This window comes from Pseudoduganella sp. GW821-FHT11H04 (assembly GCF_058807935.1).
Window position 1 is genome coordinate 163,215 of the sequence record NZ_JBXARE010000008.1, and the last position, 20,544, is coordinate 183,758.

General features: G+C 60.7%; 21 protein-coding genes and 1 tRNA gene. 11 read left to right on the plus strand and 11 right to left on the minus strand.

Annotated elements, in window-relative coordinates:
- Positions 1–5: 5 nt before the first annotated feature.
- The 5 genes from AC1RTP_RS18605 to AC1RTP_RS18625 all read right to left on the minus strand — a co-directional run bounded on the left by AC1RTP_RS18605 (position 6) and on the right by AC1RTP_RS18625 (position 2,433).
- On the minus strand, positions 6–461 hold the full coding sequence (locus AC1RTP_RS18605) for a hypothetical protein (protein WP_498609339.1): 456 nt from the start codon (positions 459–461) through the stop codon (positions 6–8).
- Between the two features lie 44 nt (positions 462–505).
- Positions 506–1,528, minus strand: coding sequence for an alpha/beta hydrolase (locus tag AC1RTP_RS18610; protein ID WP_498609341.1), 1,023 nt, complete (start codon positions 1,526–1,528; stop codon positions 506–508).
- A 99-nt stretch (positions 1,529–1,627) separates the two neighbouring features.
- Positions 1,628–1,969 carry a YggL 50S ribosome-binding family protein gene (locus AC1RTP_RS18615; RefSeq protein WP_498609343.1) on the minus strand — a complete coding sequence of 114 codons (342 nt, stop codon included), beginning with the start codon at positions 1,967–1,969 and terminating at the stop codon, positions 1,628–1,630.
- Between the two features lie 16 nt (positions 1,970–1,985).
- Positions 1,986–2,330, minus strand: coding sequence for a YggL 50S ribosome-binding family protein (locus AC1RTP_RS18620; RefSeq protein ID WP_498609345.1), 345 nt, complete (start codon positions 2,328–2,330; stop codon positions 1,986–1,988).
- A 13-nt stretch (positions 2,331–2,343) separates the two neighbouring features.
- Positions 2,344–2,433 (minus strand) — tRNA-Ser (locus AC1RTP_RS18625).
- A 128-nt stretch (positions 2,434–2,561) separates the two neighbouring features.
- Here AC1RTP_RS18625 and AC1RTP_RS18630 point away from each other — a divergent pair.
- Positions 2,562–3,647, plus strand: coding sequence for a M23 family metallopeptidase (locus AC1RTP_RS18630; protein ID WP_498609346.1), 1,086 nt, complete (start codon positions 2,562–2,564; stop codon positions 3,645–3,647).
- Between the two features lie 3 nt (positions 3,648–3,650).
- Here AC1RTP_RS18630 and AC1RTP_RS18635 read toward each other — a convergent pair whose 3' ends face one another.
- Both AC1RTP_RS18635 and AC1RTP_RS18640 read right to left on the minus strand, forming a co-directional pair.
- Positions 3,651–4,664 (minus strand): LacI family DNA-binding transcriptional regulator, encoded by a 1,014-nt coding sequence (locus AC1RTP_RS18635; protein ID WP_498609347.1) that lies wholly within the window; start codon positions 4,662–4,664, stop codon positions 3,651–3,653.
- 64 nt (positions 4,665–4,728) lie between these two features.
- On the minus strand, positions 4,729–6,279 hold the full coding sequence (locus AC1RTP_RS18640; protein ID WP_498609349.1) for a tryptophan halogenase family protein: 1,551 nt from the start codon (positions 6,277–6,279) through the stop codon (positions 4,729–4,731).
- Between the two features lie 108 nt (positions 6,280–6,387).
- Between AC1RTP_RS18640 and AC1RTP_RS18645 the strand changes: the two genes are divergently transcribed.
- From AC1RTP_RS18645 to AC1RTP_RS18670, 6 genes are all read left to right on the plus strand, one after another.
- Positions 6,388–8,748, plus strand: coding sequence for a TonB-dependent receptor (locus tag AC1RTP_RS18645; protein WP_498609351.1), 2,361 nt, complete (start codon positions 6,388–6,390; stop codon positions 8,746–8,748).
- A 76-nt stretch (positions 8,749–8,824) separates the two neighbouring features.
- Entirely contained in the window at positions 8,825–10,126 is a 1,302-nt protein-coding gene (locus AC1RTP_RS18650) for a GH1 family beta-glucosidase (protein WP_498609353.1), read from the plus strand.
- Complete coding sequence (locus AC1RTP_RS18655; RefSeq protein ID WP_498609354.1) at positions 10,123–11,421, plus strand: MFS transporter; 1,299 nt, start codon at positions 10,123–10,125, stop codon at positions 11,419–11,421. The genes AC1RTP_RS18650 and AC1RTP_RS18655 overlap by 4 nt, the downstream gene beginning before the upstream one ends.
- Positions 11,422–11,481: 60 nt before the next feature.
- Positions 11,482–12,378 carry a ribose-phosphate pyrophosphokinase gene (locus AC1RTP_RS18660; protein ID WP_498609356.1) on the plus strand — a complete coding sequence of 299 codons (897 nt, stop codon included), beginning with the start codon at positions 11,482–11,484 and terminating at the stop codon, positions 12,376–12,378.
- Positions 12,379–12,393: 15 nt separating this feature from the next.
- Positions 12,394–13,116: a hypothetical protein gene (locus AC1RTP_RS18665; protein ID WP_498609357.1), complete on the plus strand. Its 723-nt coding sequence runs from the start codon at positions 12,394–12,396 to the stop codon at positions 13,114–13,116.
- A gap of 115 nt (positions 13,117–13,231) precedes the next feature.
- Positions 13,232–13,792 (plus strand): hypothetical protein, encoded by a 561-nt coding sequence (locus AC1RTP_RS18670; RefSeq protein ID WP_498609359.1) that lies wholly within the window; start codon positions 13,232–13,234, stop codon positions 13,790–13,792.
- Here AC1RTP_RS18670 and AC1RTP_RS18675 read toward each other — a convergent pair.
- Complete coding sequence (locus AC1RTP_RS18675) at positions 13,789–14,805, minus strand: zinc-binding alcohol dehydrogenase family protein (RefSeq protein WP_498609361.1); 1,017 nt, start codon at positions 14,803–14,805, stop codon at positions 13,789–13,791. The genes AC1RTP_RS18670 and AC1RTP_RS18675 overlap by 4 nt on opposite strands.
- Positions 14,806–14,908: 103 nt before the next feature.
- Between AC1RTP_RS18675 and AC1RTP_RS18680 the strand changes: the two genes are divergently transcribed.
- Entirely contained in the window at positions 14,909–15,817 is a 909-nt protein-coding gene (locus AC1RTP_RS18680; RefSeq protein ID WP_498609545.1) for a LysR family transcriptional regulator, read from the plus strand.
- Here AC1RTP_RS18680 and AC1RTP_RS18685 read toward each other — a convergent pair.
- The gene (locus AC1RTP_RS18685; protein ID WP_055934969.1) at positions 15,814–16,038 is read right to left on the minus strand and encodes a hypothetical protein; all 225 of its coding nucleotides are present in this window, start codon (positions 16,036–16,038) and stop codon (positions 15,814–15,816) included. The genes AC1RTP_RS18680 and AC1RTP_RS18685 overlap by 4 nt on opposite strands.
- Positions 16,039–16,146: 108 nt before the next feature.
- On the opposite strand from AC1RTP_RS18685, the gene AC1RTP_RS18690 reads away from it, so the two are divergent.
- The 3 genes from AC1RTP_RS18690 to AC1RTP_RS18700 are packed head-to-tail and all read left to right on the plus strand — an operon-like array spanning position 16,147 to position 18,526.
- Entirely contained in the window at positions 16,147–16,815 is a 669-nt protein-coding gene (locus AC1RTP_RS18690; RefSeq protein ID WP_498609362.1) for a phosphatase PAP2 family protein, read from the plus strand.
- A 5-nt stretch (positions 16,816–16,820) separates the two neighbouring features.
- Positions 16,821–17,714: a diacylglycerol/lipid kinase family protein gene (locus AC1RTP_RS18695; RefSeq protein WP_498609547.1), complete on the plus strand. Its 894-nt coding sequence runs from the start codon at positions 16,821–16,823 to the stop codon at positions 17,712–17,714.
- Entirely contained in the window at positions 17,714–18,526 is an 813-nt protein-coding gene (locus AC1RTP_RS18700; RefSeq protein ID WP_498609363.1) for a metallophosphoesterase family protein, read from the plus strand. The genes AC1RTP_RS18695 and AC1RTP_RS18700 overlap by 1 nt, the downstream gene beginning before the upstream one ends.
- On the opposite strand, the gene AC1RTP_RS18705 is transcribed toward AC1RTP_RS18700, so the two are convergent.
- Positions 18,523–19,026, minus strand: coding sequence for a hypothetical protein (locus AC1RTP_RS18705; RefSeq protein WP_498609365.1), 504 nt, complete (start codon positions 19,024–19,026; stop codon positions 18,523–18,525). The genes AC1RTP_RS18700 and AC1RTP_RS18705 overlap by 4 nt on opposite strands.
- A 53-nt stretch (positions 19,027–19,079) precedes the next feature.
- A complete protein-coding gene (locus AC1RTP_RS18710; protein WP_498609366.1) occupies positions 19,080–20,501 on the minus strand; it encodes a phospholipase D-like domain-containing protein in 1,422 nt (473 codons plus the stop codon).
- Positions 20,502–20,544: the final 43 nt, after the last annotated feature.

Sequence of the window (20,544 nt, forward strand, 5' to 3'; positions counted from 1 at the left end):
GGCCATCAATGCTTCGCCAGCTGTTCCCGTACCCAGCTGCGTGCTCCCTCAATATGTTCGAAATGGCGGAACGGCAGTCTTGCCTCGGCATAGGCTGCGGCAAGCAGCTTGCTCATGAAACGAATGCCCTCCACCTCGGGCCCGGCCACCATGGCGGTTGCGACCGGTAGCTTGCCCTCGCGCGCCATCCGCGCCAGCAATGCACGAAAAGCCTGCAACGCTTCGGGCGTCATCTGGATGTCATGGGTGACGATGGCAATTTCCGCGCGCCGGGCTGGGTGGGGCGAATTTCCCAGCAAGTCGTCGAAGGCCAGCTGGCTTGCCTGCATGATCTCCGCATTGTACGGACCACTGGTCTCGATATACAGGATCTCGCCCTCGAAGCGGTAGCTGGTCTGGCCATGCGCCTTGAAGCGGCCCGCCGGGTAATCATTGGTGCTGACTTTGCGTTGCTCATCCATGGCAGCCTCCCGTGCTGGAACACGCCAACAGGTCAAGTGTGCGCTCAGGGAATGAACTTGTCCACTTCGTCGATGAGCTGGGAGCGGCCGCGTTCCGGTCGTTCCAGGTGCAGGAAGTGGGTCGCGTTCGGAATACGCACCATGCGCACCTTCGGAGAGTGCACCAGGTCCGCCTGCAGGTTCTGCATGTCTTCGGGTCGCGACCAGAAGTCCTTTTCGCCGGCGATAGCCATCACTGGCGCCGTGATCAGCGAAGCGTCCCACAACTGGCGGCCGCTGGCGAGGTAGAAGCTGTCTTCCATTGCTCCGCAAGGCGCGCGGAAGCTGCGTGGCTCGCGCTGGCTGCTGGTGCTGTCGCTATCCAGTGCCGCATCAACGTAAGCCTTCGCCACTGCCGGATCTCGCGCACTGTCCTTTTCCTCGCCCAGCGTGCGGTCCCACGGGCCTAGTGTCGATGCCGCGTCGGTCAGGCGGTAATTGCCGCATGCCGCGCTGCTGTAGGCGCCTGGGCGCTGCTTGTCTTCCATTGCCGTGCCTCGTCCGATCAAGGGATGCGGCGATGCCCCGCGATACAGGCTGTTCAACATCACTACCGCGCTCAGTTTCGGCGAATGCAGGGTCGCATAGTGGCCCGCCCATTGGCCGCCGGTGGCCCAGCCAAGTAGCGCCACTTTCGCGCCGCCGCTACGCTGGCGTACAAAATCCACCGCCGCATCAATGTCTTCAACGGCAGTGCTGGTGCGTACCAAGGCTGCACCGGCGGTCGGCGCGAGAGACATTTCTGCGGGGCGCGTCGAGGCGCCATAACCGCGCACGTCTAGCGTGTAGACATCGAAGCCACGCGCCGCCAGGTCTGCCGCAAGCGAACCGCCTTTTATCGGCAAATCAAAAGAAGCCTTTGAGCTGACACGCGCACCATGCACCAGAAGGAGAGGGCGCTTGCCGTGATGCTGGCCGACTTCCGTCACAGCGAGAGTAATGCCCGGCGCGGACGGTACATCGAATTGCTGCGAAGCCTGCGCCGGCAAGGACATAGCGCCACAGGCGACAAGTAGCAAGGTTTTCACGGCTGCCTTTCCTGTTTATTGGAATGGCAAGATTAACATAATGAAAAAGGGCAGCACGCTGGCAGCCCTTTTTAGATCAATCGATCATTGGTGCGAGATTTAACCCCAGCCGTACCACGCGTCGCGCAGTTCGCCGACTTTTACGTCCTTGAGCTTGCTTTGTTTATTGAGCCAGTCCTGCACGAAGGTGCGTTGGCTTTCCTCGACTTTGCCGTAGGCTTTGCCCGACACGACGATGCCGCCGAAATCCTCGTTATAGCCGCCGCCGAACGCGAGTCCGTTGGCTTCGATCGCTTCGATGAATTCGTGAACCAGTGCATTGTGTTCAGCAAGGGTTGGCGTGCCGACCCACTGCGCTTCGATGAGGAAACCCAGTTCCTGGAATTCACCGAGGTGCTTTTTCTTGAGTTGGCGTTTGTTGTAGCGGCGGGATGCTGCCATGGTTTGTCCTTTTTAATTAGTCCCAGCCATGCCAGGCGTCTCGGAGCTCGCCGACGTTGACGTCGGAGAGCTGGCTTTGTTTCTCAAGCCATTCCCGCACCAGGGCGCGGTGGCTGTCATCGACTTTTCCGTAGCGTTTGTACGCTCCGACGAAACCGCTGAACTCTTTGCCATTACCGCCGCCGCCAAACTCCAGGCCATTGGCTTCAATGACTTCCTCAAGGAATCGGTCGAAAAATGTTTCCCAGTCGAAACCAGGCAGATTGCTCAGTTTTGCGTCAAAAAGGAAGCAGAGTTCCTGGAATTCACCAAGATACTTCTTCTTGAGCTGGCGCTTGTTATAGCGGCGGGTAGAGGTCATGGGGATGTGAATTTGGCGGAAGCGGTGAGATTCGAACTCACGAACGGGATTAACCGTCGGCAGTTTTCAAGACTGCTGCCTTCAACCACTCGGCCACGCTTCCGGAGCGCGGAATTATACATTCCCGGGGCGGATCACGCCACGTTTCGTGCAGTTCGTCGCAAAAACCGGCGCTTGTGCGTCTTGCGCCGGTATATTCCGCCCACTACTAAAACCATGGGGAGATACTCAATGAAACTGCATACCTTGGCCTTTGCCGCGATGACTGTGATGATGGGCGCTGCCGTGGCAGGTCCTATCGACATTAGCGTGGGGCCTGCGAAACCGCTGATCGAGCAGGGCAAGGGCCAGCAACTGCTGAACATCGATTTCCTGATCAAGAACGATAGCCAGGACAAGGTGGAACTGAGCGAAGTCGAAGTGTCCGTGCTGGGCGAGGCGGACAAGCTGGTGGCTCAATACCGTGTTGGCGCCAATGGACGCAGCGTATTCGTGGTGCCGAACCGCTTTATCGAGCCGGGTAAGTCGGAGCTGGTATTCAACCCGCTGTACGCCTTCCCTCAGGGGCTGGACCTGTCCCGCCTGCGCTATACCTTCAAGTTCGACGTGGGCGACGACACCAAATACACGATCGAAGTGCCGGTCGCTCCGACCGCCTATAAGACCAAAGCGCAGTTGCAGCTGCCGGTGGCCGGCCCGGTGCTGGTGCATGACGGCCACGATTTCTACGGCCACCATCGCCGCCTGCCGTTGCTCGACCCGATGGCGCAGGCGCTGAAGTGGAAGCGTAACTTCATGCGTTACAGCTATGACTTCGTGGTCACCGATGACCAGGGCAAGATGTACAAGGGCGAAGGCCTGCGCAATGAAGACTGGTACGGCTGGGGCAAGCCGATCCTGGCGCCGGCTGGCGGCAAAGTTATTCGCGCCGTCAGCACGATTTCGGACAACGCCAAGGGCAAGGGCCCATCGTTCGGCAAGGATCAATTCATCGCCGACCCGAGCATCATGTGGGGCAACCACGTTGAGATCGAGCATGGCAACGGCGAAATCAGCCTGCTGGCCCATATGAAGCAGGGCAGCGTGATGGTCAAGGTCGGCGATACCGTTAAGACTGGCCAGAAAGTCGGCGAGATGGGCTTTTCAGGCGATGCCTTCCTGGTGCACCTGCATTATGACCTGAAGGATGCCCCTGGCTTTGACGCCGATGCGCTGCCTTCGCCGTTCAATAATTTCGAGCGCCTGACGGGCAAGCGCTGGCTCAAGGTCAAGCAAGGGCAGGTCGACAGCGGCGACGTCGTGCGCCGACTGCCGTAAGCCTTAGCGGATACGCCGCGTCGTTTCGCGCAGCACCAGCTCCACCGGCGGGATGGTGCCTTCCACCTCCTCGCCGTTGATCAGGCCGAGCATCGATTGCACGGCCGTCTGGCCGATCACGTACAGCGGTTGGCGCACGGTGGTCAGCGGCGGCGTGGTGTAAGAGGAGCCGGGCAGGTCGTCGAAGCCGACCAGCGAGACGTCGTCCGGCACGCGGATGCCTTTGCGGTACAGGAAAAGCCGCGCGCCGTAAGCCGTCTGGTCGTTGACTGCGAAGACGGCGGTGAAGGGATGCTGGCTGTCGTACAGGCGGTTCATAGCCATCAGACCGCCGGCCTCCTGCAGGTTGCCCTCGACCACCAGGGCGGGATCGAAGGGGATGTCGGCCTCTTTCAATGCGCGCTTGTAGCCGGCGAGACGTTCCACAGAGTCGCGGTTATCGACCGGACCTGCCAGGTGGGCGATGCGGCGATGGCCCATTTCGATCAGGTGGCGCACGGCCAGCCAGGCGCCGTGCTCATTATCCAGTGCGAAGCCAATGGCGCGGTTGGTGCGCAGCACGCGGCCTAGCCAGACCACGGGGCGCTGCGCTGCGAAGCCAAGCACAGTGGCATCGGTCATGCGGCCGGTCAGCAGGATGATGCCGTCCACTTTGCGCGCCAGCAGCAGGCGGATGCGCTCCGCTTCTTCATCGGCATTCCAATGGCCGCTGACGATCACAGACGCATAGCCGGTTCCCTTCAAGCCATCGTCCACCCCATGCAGGATCTCGTCGAAGAAGGGGGAGGCGATGTCCTGAACCACTATCCCGATCGTCATCGTTCGCCCATGCTTCAGGCTTTGCGCCATCTGGTTAGGGGCGAAATTCAATTCGCTGATGGCGGCCATGACGGCTTGCCGCTTGTCGTCCGCCACCTTGGCGGTGCCGTTCAGGATGCGCGAAACGGTGGCGGGAGAGACGCCGGCGCGGCGGGCGACGTCAGTCAGCGTGGCGGGAGTAGTGGCGTGATCGTTCAAGGGATTCTCATTCTGAAATGCTTTTCATGCGGAGATTACCATAGAACTCGGCAGCAAGAATTGCTCAGCGATCAATCGTTGCGCGAATTGCATGAAAATCTTTTCTGAAAGCGTTTTCATGCTGGCATAACTGGGCTACAAAGGCGCGGTGGTCGGGCAAATCCGTTACCGCATGTTTGGAAACGGCTGCGATATTTGCGAACTCCTGGCGGGCAGCATCGGCCAACAGTTCCAGACCGGGCAGGGGCGGCATCGTCTTCTGGAAGCCCATGCCATACAGGACGTATTGCCAGCTGGTCGGCGGGTACATTTCCAGGTCGGTCAGGAAATCCATGCGCTGTGGCGGGCGGCAGCGCCACATGGCGAGTTTGTCGCGCAGGCTGTCGGTCCAGCTGGCGGGGTCGCAATTGTCGGTCCAGAATTGCTCGCGGCGCTGGCTAAGGCAGTAGTGCAGTTTGATGAAGTCGACGATGCGGGCATAGCGTTCGCCCATGAATTGGTTGAAGTGGCGCGCGAGCGGCTCCATCTCGCCGTTATGCGGGAATAGGGCGCCCAGCATGTGGACTGCCGTTTCGACCAGGCCGATTCCGGATGCTTCCAAGGGTTCGAGGAAGCCGCCGGCCAGGCCGATTGCCACGCAGTTTTTTATCCAGTGCTGTTCGCGGTAGCCTACTCGCATGGGGATTTTGCGTACGTTCAGGCCATCGGCGGCGGGGCCGGCGTAGGCGCGCAATACTTGCTCGGCGCGTTCGTCGCTGGTGTGGCGGCTCGAATAAACATAGCCGATACCGCGCCGCTCCTGCAGGCCGATGTCCCAGGTCCATCCGGCTTCGTGTGCGGTGGAGATGGTGGCCGATGCGATCGGCGTGTCCGGCGCGGGATGCGGCACTTGCACCGCCAGCGCAGTGTCGCAGAACAGGATGTCGCTCACGCTGTGGAACGGCGAACCAAGCGCGCCGCCTATCAGCAGGGCGCGGAAGCCGGAACAGTCGATATACAGGTCGGCGGTCAGCGCGCCATGCTCGCGCGTTTCGACGCTGGCAATGGCGCCATCGAGGCCGAGCTGCACGCCGTCGACGTGATCCTGTACATGGCGTACGCCCAGCTTGCGTGCGTGCTTGGCCAACAGCCCGGCAAAGCGGGCGGCGTCGAAATGGTAGGCGTAATTCATCGGCCCGTTGTAATCGCTGTCGCCTGCGCGTTTTGGAGCGCGTTGCGCATCGACCACACGTTTTTGCATGGTGACTGCTTCTGCAAACGGCGTGTCGCCGGCCAGGCCTTGCAGCCAGTAGGGTAGTAATTCCGGCGCGCCCGGGCGCTGGCTCGGCAAGGAGAAGGGATGGAAGTAGTGGTCGTCGCCATGCACCCAGTTGTGAAAGGTGATGCCTTGCTTGAAGGTGGCGCTGGATTCGCGAATGAATTCCGCTTCCGGAATGCCGATTGCCGCGAGTGTCGCGCGCAGGGAAGGGAAGCTGCCTTCGCCTACGCCGATGGCGCCGATTTCCGATGCTTCCACTAGCGTGATTTCCTTGGTGGCGCCGAACATTTTGGCCAGGTAAGCGGCGCACAGCCAGCCGGCGCTGCCGCCGCCCACGATCAAGATTTTTTGCATCATTTTTGTCGTCTCCTTAAAAATTTTGTTGACTTTTTATTTTTCGAAAATGTACCATGAAAACGTTTTCAAGAAATAAGAAATCGTTTTCAAACAACAACCGGAGACAACATGAAGTTTTCTGCAATCCAGATCGGGGTGCTGGCCCTGGTCGCGTCCGCGAATAGCGCCACCGCGCAGCAAGCCCCTGTAGCGCCAGTCGCGAATAACGAATCCACCGTCGTGCCAGAAGTGCTGATCACGGCGACCAAGCGCACCACCTCCCTGCAAAAGACCCCGGTGGCTGTTACCGCCCTGGATGCAGCGGCACTCGAAGACGCACACGTACAAACCATCCAGGACGTGACCAACCTCGTGCCGAGCTTCCAGGCAACCGGCCAGGGCGACCACGGCGTCATCACCATGACCATGCGCGGTATCGGTAACGACTCCGCCAAGACCGAATACGCCGATCCGGAAGTGGCCTTCTTCGTGGACGGCGTCTACTCCCCACGTCCTGAAGGCGCCACCGCGCTGCTGTTCGATGTGGAAGCGATTGAAGTCCTGCGCGGCCCGCAAGGCACGCTGTGGGGTCGCAACTCCACCGTCGGCGCAGTCAATATGCAGACCACCAAGCCTAAGCTGAAGGAGTTTTCGGGCAGCGTATCCGCTGGCATTGGCGATTTCGCCCGCCTTGGCGCCCGTGCAGCCTTGAACGTGCCGACCGGCGACAACTCAGCGCTGCGCATCGCCGTGATCCATGAACAGCACGACGGCTATGTGAAATACCAGACCTTGCCGAATATCTCCCTGGCCTCCCAGCAGGCGGCTTACCTGGCCGGCGGCGGAGACCCAAGCAAGTTCCAGCCGATCAACCCGAACAACTATGTCACCAACGGTCCTCGCTACAACGCGCAGAACCAGAGCGGCGTGCGTGTCAGCTGGCTGTACCAGCCGTCCGATCGCCTGAAGTGGAATATTTCGTACGAGCGCTTCCAGGACCGCGGTACGCCGAACATGAACCTGATGCAGACGCCGCGCGCCGGCCAGGACGAGTGGTCGGCCCTGATCGACACCGCGCCATTCCTGCATCGTGACGTGAACTCCTTCCGCAGCCGCGTCGATTACGCAGTGACTCCGGACATTTCGCTGGCCTATATCGCTGGCTACTCCAAGTTCTCCGGTTCGTCCACGTTCGACCAGGACGGCGGCCGCGTGCTGCCAACCAGCTTCACCACCGGCGGCGACTTCCAGGCCAATAACACTGTCTGGTCCAAATACAGCAGCAACAGCCACGAATTGCAATTGCAGTCGGTCGGCCAGCGTGAAGTGGACTGGCAGCTGGGCGCCTACTACGCGGCGGAAGATAACGGCATTCGCTTCGACATCCCGATCATGCACGGCACCCAGCAGGGCAGCGTGGCATGGCAGGGCTCCTTCATCCAGCCGAAAGAAACAGTGGATTCGCGCGCAGTGTTCGGGCAGGCGACCTGGAATACCGGCAGCCTGCACCTGACCGGCGGCCTGCGCTATACCTCGGACAAGCGCACCAACCAGGGCGGCAATGGCTATACCTGGAACTATGATGCGACCGTACCGCAAGTTCCGCTGACCCCGAACATCGACCCGACCAAGCCTGGCCAGGGCTACAACCCGAGCGTGCCGTCCAATGAAGGCCGCTACAAAGGCAGCAAGACGACCGGCCTGGCGCGTTTGAGCTACGACGTCGACAAGAACCATATGCTGTATGCCAGCGTCGCAACCGGCTACAAGGCCGGCGGCCTGCAGGATGGCGGCCGTACTTACGACCCGGAGACCCTGACCAATTTCGAAATTGGCAGCAAGAGCTCCTTCCTGGGCGGCGCACTGCGCATCAATAATGCGCTGTACTACGAGGACTTCAAGGACTTTCAGTTCAGCTCTCCGGTCACCAACCCGGATGGTTCGCACAGCTTCGTCACAAGCAATGTGGACGGCGCCAAGGTGTATGGCTTTGAATCGGAAATCCAGGCCAAGCTGTCGCCGGATGACAAGCTGGCGCTGGCCTTGTCATACACCCACACCAAGCTGGGCTACCTGGTCGCCGGTTCCAACGACTACGCGCTGCCGTTCTGCCCGGACCTGAATTCGAGCTGCCTGGAAGTCACCGGCAACATCATGCCGCACGCTCCAAAGTTCTCGGCCCACCTGAACTACCAGCACACCTTCCGCATGGCGAATGGCGACACCCTGATCCCGCGCCTTTCGGCACATTACGAAACCAAGTCGGAACTGTCGGTCTTCAACCTGGGCCCGGAAGACCAGCAGCCTTCTTATACCAAGTTCGACATCGGCTTGCGTTACCAGGGGCCGAAGCAGTTCTGGGTGGACGCCTTTGTGCGTAACGTCGGCGACAAGCGCATCAAGACCAGCGCCATGAACGGCGCCAATGTGTGGGTGGCGCAGTACCTGCCTCCACGCACCATCGGTGTTAACGCGGGTATCGACTTCTGACGACGCCCGTCGCAACGCGGCCTGCCTCGTCCCCCGGGGCAGGCCATCTCTCCCGCATTTAGCAAAGAATCCAAGTATGAAAGACAAACGCCTGCCGCCCGAATTTCTCTGGGGCGTAGCCACCAGTGCCTTCCAGATCGAAGGCGCCAACCAGGAGGACGGCAAAGGCCTCTCGATCTGGGACGTGTTCTGCGACACTCCTGGCAAGATCAAGGATGGCAGCGACGGCAGCGTCGCCTGCGATCACTATCACCGCTATCGCGAAGATGTCGATATCATCGATTCGCTTGGCGTGGATGCTTACCGCTTCTCCATCGCCTGGTCGCGCGTCCAGCCGGACGGCAAGGGCGCCTGGAATGAAGCCGGCTTCGCCTTCTACGAGCGCCTGCTCGACGCGCTGGAAGCCAAAGGCAAGCAGGCCTACGTCACGCTCTACCACTGGGACTTGCCGCAAGCCTTGCAGGAAGAGGGCGGCTGGCTCAATCGCGCCACCTGCCGCTACTTCGCCGAATACGCCGCCGAAGTAGCGCGCCGCTTCGGCAACCGCGTCGCCAGCATCGCCACCCACAATGAACCGTGGTGCACCGCCAACCTTGGCTACGGCAACGGCCAGTTCGCACCTGGCGTGCGTGATGCTGCCGCCGCAGTCCAGGTTTCGCACCACCTGCTGCTGTCCCACGGCCTGGCCATGAACGCCATGCGCGCCGTCGGCTCCAATGCCAAGCTGGGCATCGTTTTGAACCAATGGACCGCCGACCCGGCCACCGACAGCCCGGCCGACCGCTCCCTGGCGGAACTGGAGTACGCACGTTCGGTACAATGGTTCATGGACCCAATTTTCAAAGGACGCTATCCGGAGCTGGCGCTGCGCCACCATGGCGGCAACGCGCCGCATGTGGAAGCTGGCGACATGGCCACCATCCACCAGCCTATCGACTTCCTCGGCGTGAACTATTACTTCCGTGCCTATTGCAGCGCAGAGACCCCGCCACGCACGCCGCCGCTGGAAAACGGGCGCACCGACATGGGCTGGGAAATCTACCCTCAAGGCTTGACCGAACTGCTGCTTAAACTGAAAGGCGAGTACGAGCTGCCACCGATTTACATCACCGAAAACGGCATGGCCAGCAGCACGCCGCAGCACGATGAAGAGCGAATTTCCTTCATTTCGCGCCACTTCGACGCCATGGCAAGTGCGATGGAGCAGGGTGTGGACGTGCAAGGCTATTTCATGTGGAGCCTGCTGGATAATTTCGAGTGGGATTCCGGCTATGCCAAACGTTTCGGCATCGTGCACGTCGACTACGACACGCAAGAGCGCACGCTGAAAGACAGCGCGCACTGGTATCGCGACTTTATCAAGGTGCAGCGTTCATGAACCGTTCGCCGCTGCAGTGGGTGCCATCCGGCTATTTCGCCATGGCGATGGGCTATATGATGCTGACCAGCGTCACCTCCATCATGTTCAAGAACCTGGGCATGGACAATGGCCGCGCCGCCCAGTATTCGAGCATGCTGATCCTGGCCTACACCATCAAGCCTCTGTTTGCGCCGGTGGTGGAAATGTACCGCACCAAGAAGTTCTTCGTGCTGGTCGCCCAGCTGCTGCTGGGCCTTGGCTTCGGCGCTGTGGCCCTGGTGATGGGCATGCCCGGCTCGATGGCCTTGATGATGGTGCTGTTCTGGATCATGTCCTTCATCGGCGCGACCATGGATATTGCCAGCGATGGCGTGTACGTCACTTCCCTTAGCTCACGCAGTCAGTCGCTTTACTGCGGGGTGCAAAGCCTGAGCTGGAATATTGGCCCGGTGTTCGCCTTCGGCGTGCTGGTATCCCTGAGTGGACACCTGCATTCCCACTACGGCATGGACTGGCTGGGCGCCTGGCGCATTGTCTTCGCCATCGTGACAGTGCTGCTGCTGGTGATTGCGGCCTGGCACTGGCGCGTCATGCCGGAAGGCTCCCGTGCCGCCGATACGCCGGAAAGCCTGGGCCAGGCGGCCTTCATCCTGCGCGACGCATTCAAGACCTTCTTCGAAAAGCGCGGTGTGTGGATGATGGTGGCTTTTGCGTTGCTGTACCGCGTGTCGATCGGCCTGCTAGAAAAGATCGGTCCCTTTTTCATGGTCGATCCGATTGAAAAGGGCGGGCTTGGCATGTCCAACGAGCTGCTGGGCATTGTGTATGGCACTTATGGTTTGTTGGCGGTGCTGGCGGGTTCCCTGATCGGCGGGTGGTATGTGGCGAAGCACGGCCTGAAACCGGTGCTGTTCACGCTGTGCTGCGTGCTGAACATCCCGATCGCCACCTTCCTGCTGATGGCGATCTACCAGCCGTCCAGCTTGTGGGTGATCGGCGCCGGCGTGGTGGTCGAGAAGTTTTCCTTCGGCTTTGGCGCGGTGGGCTTCATGATCTACCTGATGCAGCAGCTGGCGCCCGGCAAATACACCACCACCCATTACGCCTTTGGTACGGGCCTCATGGGATTGTGCGGCATGTTGACGGGCATGGTCAGCGGCCACCTGCAGCAAGCCATGGGCTATGTCAGCTACTTCTGGCTGGTGATGGCAGCCACGGTGCCATCCTTCATCGTGACCTGGTACGCGCCGTTCCACCACGAAGAGGAGCGTACCGTCGATACGCCAGAGCGAGTGCTGCCAGAAATGCAATAATCGCCTCCGGGAAGCAACATGGGGTTAGAATAAAAAGTCACCCATCTGGAGAGAACGAAAATGACGCCAATCCTGTTCGCGCTGCCCGGCAATGAAGCAATGACAGCCCAGCTGTCGGCATTGTCAGGGTGGGAGCAGGGCACCTTGCAGGTGAGGCGTTTCCCGGATGGCGAGTCGTACGTGCGCTATCACTCAGAGGTAAAGGGGCGCAAAGTGGTGCTGGTCTGCACCCTGGATCGCCCGGATGACCGCTTCATGCCCATGTATTTCGCCGCCAGTATTGCGCGCGACCTTGGCGCGGCCAGTGTGGGCCTGGTGACCCCTTACCTGGCGTATATGCGCCACGACGCAATCTTCAATCCGGGCGAAGGCATCACCTCCGCCCACTTTGCGCGGCTGGTCTCCGGCGTCTTCCACTGGATGGTGACCATCGATCCCCACCTGCACCGCCACCACGACCTGGCCGAGATCTACACCATCCCCACCCGCGTAGTCCGCGCCGCCCCGGCCATGTCGCAATGGATCGCGGCCAACGTACCGCAGCCGCTGGTGATCGGTCCGGATGCCGAGAGCGAACAATGGGCAGCTGAAGTGGCGCGCGGCGCCGGCTGCCCCTGCATCGTGCTGGAGAAAATACGCCGCGGCGACCATGACGTGGAAGTCTCGGTGCCGGACACCGAGCGCTGGCTGCACCATACCCCCGTCATCGTCGACGATATCGCATCGACCGCCCGCACCATGATTGCCGCCGTTGGCCATGTGCGCAAGGCTGGCCTTCCGCCGCCCGTATGCGTCGCCGTCCACCCCCTGTTTGCGGGCAGTGCCTTCGATGACCTGCAAGCCTCCGGCGTGGCCCGCATTGCCAGCTGCGACACCGTCCCGCACAGCAGCAACGCCATTTCTGTCGCCTCCTTGCTCGCCCCGGCCATGGTAGACATGACACGAGACGCTTGCTAAGTTATATTTCTGCCTATGTGGAAATGGATTCGTGATTGGTATCGCAAGCTGCGCATGCCGGCAGCCTACCGCGCTTATGAGCGCAGGCTGCGTGCCGCCCATGAAGAAGTGGCGCGCAAGAAGTTTTCGACCGTACGCTATGAAGCGCGCCTGCTGGCCGCGAACAAGGCGTTGGAGGAGCGCGCCCAGCGCCGCTTCGACATGCCGGCTGCCAAATTGCAGCTGGAAGTAGTGTCCCTGCAAAAGCAGATCGACTCCTGCACCGCGCAGCTGGGTAATTTTGAGCGTCCTTTCCGCGACGAATACCAAGAGCTGGAAGCGGAAATGGCCTTGCTGGGTGAGCGCCGCCGCAATGCCTATGCCGCAAAAGACACCTCCGCCATCGAAGAAGTCAACGCCGACATCGCGGAACTCCAGAAGCGCACCAACGCCGTGCGCGGTGACCTGGCCGTGCAGAGCGACTTGCGCGAGCAGGGTCTGACTCCGGAAAAAATGCGCCGCACTGTGCAGCGTTGCGAAGCGCGCCTGCAAGCCATCCAGGACGAGCAGGACAGGATCAGCCGCGAACGTGCAAATTACATGAACCATTCGCCGGACCGTGCAGAAGTCGACGCCATCGAGCGCGACATGCTGGCGCTGGAGCGCAAGCACATCCAGTTCCTGCGCGACTTCGACTCCCCGGCAGAACGCCGCCGCCGCGAACGCGATCACGAACAAGCCTGGCTCAACGGCGCCTAATCGCTCCAACTTTAATCTGCATCAAGCCTGCGCGCGCTCACTTGGGCAAGCGCCTGCCTATACTTGCCACATCGCGCCAATGCTTCCGCATGGCGGATTGTCGGGAGGACGGGCCATGCGCAAACATTCCCTGGGCGGCAATATCGGGTCTTTGCTGCATCGATGCAAAAAGCTGGAGACTTCAATGCGGCGCGCCGGCTTTCCTGCCTTCCTTGCGTGCCTGCCGATTTCGCTGCTGGCGCTGGAATACGCACTGATACTGCGCCAGAAGAACGCCAATATCAGCCGCATCACCAAGCGCATTGGACGCTGGCAATCGACTGTTCTGGAACTGTCGGTCCATGAAAAGACCCGCGCCGAATTCATCGACCTTGACCGCCAGATGCGCGGCGACATCGAAGGCGCCTGCGATTCAATGTGCACCCTGCGCGAGCTGTGCGTGGAAATTTGCGCGATGTTCACTGAAATCGGCTATCACTCGGCGATGTTGCAGCGCGGCCGCGACCGCTTCGACGCCACTGTGACCGAGGCTTGCCGCCTGTCGCAATCGCTGATCGACACGGTTGACGCGCACGACCGCCGTGCATTGGCGATCCGCCAGCAAGAGCAGGCAATCATGCAAGCTGGTGAAGCGAGCGCGGCAGCACACGCTGCCCGCGCTGCCGCTGAAGCTTAGAAACCCTCCAGCACAATCTTGCCGCGTGCGCGGTTGCTCTCCAGCAGGGCGTGCGCGCGCTTCAGGTTGGCGGCGTTGATGACGCCGAAGCGTTCGCCGACCGTTGTTTTCAGCACGCCGCTATCCACCAGGCGCGATACATCATTCAGCAGGGCATGCTGTTGCGCCATGTCTTCCGTTTCAAACATGGAACGGGTGAACATGAATTCCCAATGCAGGGACACGCTCTTGCGCTTCAGCAGGCGCACGTCGATGTGGGCCGGGTCGTCGATCAGGGCCAGCTTGCCCTGCGGCGCCACCAGTTCGGCCAGCGAGGCGAAGTGTTGCTCGCTCTCGTTCAGGCTGGCGATGTAATTCACCGGCGGCAGGCCGAGGCGTTTGATTTCCTGGTCCAGCGGCTTGCTGTGGTCGATCACATGGTGTGCGCCCAGCGACTTCACCCATTCCGCCGTTTCAGGACGGGAAGCGGTGGCGATCACAGTCAGCCCCGTCAATTGGCGCGCCAGCTGTACCAGGATGGAACCGACACCGCCGGCGGCGCCCGTCACGAGCAGCGATTTGCCAGCTTCACGTGCCGTGTCGCGGCTCACGCTGAGACGGTCGAACAGCAATTCCCAGGCGGTGATCGCGGTCAGGGGCAGGGCGGCGGCTTCTACGAAGCCAAGCTTGCTTGGCTTGTGTCCGACAATGCGTTCGTCCACCAGGTGCAGCTCGGCATTGGTGCCCGAGCGGCCCAGTGCGCCGGCGTACCAGACTTCATCGCCTGGCTTGAACAGGCTCGCGTTGGGGCCGACAGCGCGCACGATGCCGGTGGCGTCCCAGCCCAATACTTTACTTTCGCCTTCTGCCGGGGCGACGTTGCGGCGGATCTTGGTGTCGACCGGGTTGACGGAAATGGCCTTGATTTCGACTAGCAGGTCGCGGCCGGTGGCGACTGGCGCCGGCAGTTCGACGTCAATCAGGGCGTCGGCGTGTTCAATAGGCAGGGAAGCGCGGTAGGCGACAGCTTTCATGGCTTTAATCTTTCGTAAGTGTTTGCGATGGATGCATCTTCGGCCATCGCGGCTTCAAGAAAAAGACTAAAATCACAGAAACTCTTTCATGGAAATGAAGATAATGCTGCGCCTGGACGATATCGAAGTCTTCGTCAACACTGCTGACCGGGGCAGCCTGTCGTCCGCGGCGCGCGCGCTCGATATCTCGCCAGCCCTGGCGAGCGCCGCACTTAAGCGGCTGGAAGTGGAATTGAAGCTGCGCCTGTTCGCCCGTACCACGCGTTCCCTGCGTTTGACGGCGGAAGGCGAGCACTATCTGCGCCACGCACGCGAAGCGCTGCGCCAGCTGAAAGAAGGCCATGAGGCGATACGCCAGGGCCAGCAGGAACTGGGAGGCCTGTTGAAAATATCAATGCCGTCCGATGTGGGACGCAATGTGCTGCTGCCCTGGTTGGATGGATTCCAGGCGGAATACCCGGCCATCAGCCTGCAATTATTTGTCAGCGACCGGGTCGCGGATATGTACCGCCAGCCAGTCGACCTGGCCCTGCGCTATGGAAAATTGGACGACTCCAGCCTGGTGTCGATGCCGATCGCACCGGATAACAGGCGTGTATTGGTCGCTTCGCCGGAATACCTGCGTCAGCATGGGGCTCCGGCCAACCTGGATGAATTGGTGCACCACAACTGCCTGCGCTTTGCGCTGGATGATGTGCTGTACGACCGTTGGGCCTTCCCCGCCCAGGGCAAAGTAGTGCAGGTCAGGGGCAATCGCAGCAGCGATGACGCCGACCTTGTGCGCCGCTGGGCGGTAGCGGGATTGGGTATTGCCTACAAATCACGGTTGGACGTGACCGCCGACATTCATGCCGGCCGCTTGCGTTTGCTGCTACCAGATGTAATGGGTGAAGAGGTGCCATTACAACTGGTTTGCATGCATCGCTCGCAGGTCACGCCCGTCGTGATTCGGTTGCGCGACTATTTGCGCGCTCGATATGAACAGCTGTGCGAGACTTCAGCTAAAGCTTAGTGAGCCTTGGAGAAAATCAGCAGCCAGCGGCTGAAGAGCAGTACTTCCAGGTGGCCAGGCTGCACGCCGGTATCGCACTCAATGATTGGGTTCACAGCGTAGAAGCGCTTGCGGAAGTCGCGGCACACCAGCACTTCACGTTTGCCGAAGCGAACCAGGAAGGACATAGGGGCATATTCCAGGCCAAAGCGGGAGCCGAAGGTGCTGTGCATAGTGGTCATGACGAATTCCTTGTGCTGTGATGTGATTAACGAGTCATCAGAATAACACAAATACTGTATGAATCAACAGTACTGGATGAAAAATCAGGTTTTTTTATCAATCGTTGTATGAGAGATACGATCCGACTTCCTTTGCACCTGGTGGCCGGGCTGGTCCTGCTGATCCTGGCCGCCGCCGCCTTCGAGGCTATTGCCAGCGCCGCCCTGGGCCCTGGCGCCCGCCTGGCCGCACTGGATATCCAGGTGGCGCAATGGCTGCACGCCCACGCTACCGAGCCTTTGACAGTGCTGCTGCTGGTCATTACCCATCTGCATAGCCTGGCTGGGATTGCTTTCCTGACGCTGCTGTTCGCCTGGCACCTGTGGCGGCGGCAGGCAAAATACTGGATGTTGACCCTGCTGCTCGCTGTACCGCCGGGCATGCTGCTGAACGTGCTGCTCAAGGACAGCTACCAGCGCGTGCGTCCCAGCTTCGACGCGCCGCTACTGACCCTGCCAACTTATAGCTTCCCGAGCGGCCACACTTTGGCCGCGACGGTGTTCTACGGCGTGCTGGCCTGCTACCTGTGGCCGCTCGCCCGCAGCGTAGTGCAGCGGGCGGCTGTCATTGTTGGCGCAGTGCTGATGGTGGCGCTGGTGGCGTTCAGCCGCATCTATTTAGGCGTGCATTTCCTGACCGACGTGCTGGCGGCCGTGGCGGAAGGGCTGGGCTGGCTTGCCATATGCGTGACGGGGGTGTCCAGCCTGCGCCGGCACCGGCACCGGGAGTTGCGGTGAGCCGCATGGCTGTGATCGTCAACGCTGGCGCGGGGCCTGGCTATAACCAGGACTGGCGCGCATCGCTGGCCAGCCGTTTTGCCGCACATGGACTCGCCCCCGATATCACGCTGGCGGTCGATGCCAACCATATGATGGAGGCGGCGCGCGCCGCGCTGGCTGCCGGCGCCTCGGTCGTTGTGGCGGGGGGCGGTGACGGCACGGTGAATGCCGTCGCCTCGGTGGTGCTGGACAGCGGCGCCGTCTTCGGTGTGCTGCCAATGGGAACCCTGAATCATTTCGCGCGCGACTTGCGCCTTCCGCCGCACCTCGACGCCGCGATCGCCACGCTGGCAACAGGGCAGGTGGAGCGCATCGACGTAGGCGAGGTCAATGGCCGCATTTTCCTGAACAATTCCAGCCTCGGCCTTTACCCGGACGTGGTGCGTGACCGGCAGCGTCAGCAGCGACGCCTCGGCCGTGGCAAGTGGACGGCTTTCGGCTGGGCGTCCCTGGCTGCGCTGCGGCGCTTTCCCTTCCTTAGCCTGCGGTTGACGATGGGGGATGAAGGCCATGCGCGGCGCACCCCTTTCGTCTTCATCGGCAATAATGAGTACCAGATGCAGGGCTTTAATATCGGCGAGCGGGCCCGTATCGATGGCGGAATGCTGAGCGTATATGTGGCGCAGCGGCCGACACGTTTCGGCCTGCTGAAGTTGGCCTTGCGCGCCTTGTTCGGCCGGCTGCGGCAGTCGCGCGAGTTTCATATATTCCAGGCCGGCGAAATGGTGATTGAAACCCGCCATCACCGCTTGCGCGTCGCGACCGATGGGGAGGTGACTGTGATGGCGCCTCCTTTGCGTTATCGTATCCGGCCCGCGGCCTTGCCCGTTATTGTGCCGCGCCGGAAGGAGGATTGATGCGAACCATAGTTCATATCTCCGACCTGCATTTTGGCCGCGTGGACAATACGCTGCTGGCGCCCTTGCGTGAATTGATCGGCGATTTCCTGCGTCCTCACGTGGTTGTCGTGTCGGGCGACCTGACCCAGCGTGCCCGCAGCGCGCAATTCCGCCAGGCGCGGCATTACCTGGATACCTTGCCCAAGCCGCAGATCGTGGTGCCGGGCAATCACGACATCCCACTGTATAACGTCGCTGCCCGATTCTTCCAGCCGCTGGTCAAGTACCGCCGCTACATCACGCGCGACCTGGCGCCGGAGTTTGTGGACGATGAAATTGCGGTGATCGGCCTGAATACGGCGCGCTCGCTGACGTTCAAGGATGGCCGCGTCAACCGCCGCCAGGTCGATTACCTGCAGCACCGCTTCGCCACCGTGCCGCAAAGCTTGACGCGCGTGGTGGTCACCCACCATCCATTCGACCTGCCGCAGCATCTGGATGACGATGACCTGGTTGACCGGGCGCCGATGGCGATGGAAGTGTTTGCCCGATGCGGAGTGGATTTGCTGCTGGCCGGGCACCTGCACACCAGCCATACGCACAGCACCGCCGAGCGCTACGAGATCGACGGCTACGCCGCGCTGGTCGTCCAGGCCGGCACCGCCACCTCCACCCGTAGCCGCGGCGAAACCAATTCCTTCAACGTCCTGCGCGTTCAGCACGACGAAATCCAGGTCGAGCGCTACAGCTGGTTCGAAGGCACCGGCTTTACCCTCGCAGAAACCGACACCTTCCGCCGCCAGGGCGACGTCTGGCACCCCGCCATCTAGAAAACGCCGAGTACTTTGGCAAGAATGCCAAGCAGGCCGCCAATGATCGCCGTCAGGAAAATGAATAGCAAATTGTAGAAACGATCGAAACGGGCATTTAGTGCTTCGAATTGCTTGAAAGTCGCTTCTCGGTCGGCGTCAATCTTGTCATTAAGCCTTTCGAGCCCGGCATCAATCTTGTCATTGAGCTTTTCGAGTCCGGCATCAATTTTGTCATTGAGCTTTTCGAGTCCGGCATCAATCTTGACATTGAGCCTTTCGAGACCAGCATCAATTTTGTCATTGAGCTTGTCGAGGCCCGCATCAATTTTTTCATTGAGCTTTTCGAGCCCTACGTCAACCTTATGATCCAATCGATCAACTTTCGCATCGAGCTTGTCCAGCTGCAGCGTTACGCCGTCCATCATTACCTCTAGCCTGGTTACGCGCGTGGGGATATTCGCATGGTCGTCGCCAGGCGTAGGCTTGTCAAGCGAGGTCAGGGGCTCGTGATCGCTCATGGTCCTTTCAGCCTAGGCCGAAAGGCATGGCGCGGTTTGACAAATCTCAAGCCTTAAAGCCAGTAGTCCCACACGCGAGCAAGCCATTCTTTCATGCGCGTGACGAGTGGCCGTTTGTTCCACTCGGCGAGCTTGACTTCGGTGGAGTTGTGCAAGTCTTCCTTGAATGCGTTCTCCATTTCGAGGCCGAACACATCCCCCATCACAATCACGTTGACCTCGCTGTTGTGGAGGAAGCTTCGGCGGTCCAGGTTGGTTGAACCGACGGTTGACCACACGCCATCAACCACCACCGTCTTCGCGTGCAGTACCGATAGCTTGAGCTCAAATATCTTCACGCCACCTTCCAGCAAAGGCTGGTAGAAAGCCCGCCCCGCATGGAATACCAGCCCGCTATCCGATACGCTGGGCAGCACCAGTTGCACATCCACGCCACGCCGCGCTGCATCGATCAGGGCTTCCAGGATCTGGTCATCGGGAACGAAGTAGGCGCAAGTGATGTGGATCGACTTCTTCGCTTCCTGGATCGCCAGCAGCATCGCCTTGTAAATTTCGAAGCGCCCCTCTGGCTTGGAGCCCAGCACCCGCACCACCTTGTCGCCCGCCGGCGCCACCGTTACGAAGTACTTGGCATCGCGCAGATCGTCCGCATCCTGCGCGATCCAGGTCTGTACGAACAGCCACTGCATGGCCTGCACAGCCGGACCCTCGATGCGCACATGGGTATCACGCCAGCCCACATCATCCGGCCCCTTTTCGCGCGTCGGACCCGAGCCCCCGCCGGAGGGAGGACCGCCGCCGTGCGAGCCGCCGCGGAACGGCGAACTGCGCGAATAGGTATCGCTGATATTGATCCCGCCCGTGAACCCGACTTTGCCATCCACGATCAGCATCTTGCGATGGTCGCGGTTATTCAGGATCCAACCATTGCCGCGCGCCTTGGCAGGATTGATCGGGTTGAAGGCAATCAGCTTCACGCCGCCTTCCCGCATATGATCGAAGAATTCCTGCGGCACGCCGATCGTGCCCACGCTGTCGTAAATCACGTTCACCACCACGCCTTCGCGCTGCTTCTGTATCAGCAGGTCGGCGAACTTCATGCCGAGCTCGTCCTGGTCGAAAATATAGGTCTCGAAATTGATGTGGTCCTTGGCGGCGGCGATGGCCTTCAACATCTCCGCCATGGTGTGCGGGCCGTCGAACAGCAGTTGCACTTTGTTGCCGGCGATCAGGGGCACGCCGGTTGCCGTTTCCTCCAGCGTTGCCTGGGCCTTCAAATCCAGGGTGGACTTGGCCCAACGCTTCTTCAGCAATTGCTCAGTGGTCTGGCGCGGCAGCTTGCCGTTGAAAGTCACCACGGCTGGCACCGCGTTCGCACGTGCCTTGGCCTGGTCGGGATCGACCTCGGGCAGCGACGCGCAGGCCAGCAGCGTCCAGCCCGCAAGGATAAATGCCAGCCAACGACAAGCCTTCATGAGTGACCTCCGGAGGCCAGTCTAAGACAGCAGCGAACGGTTG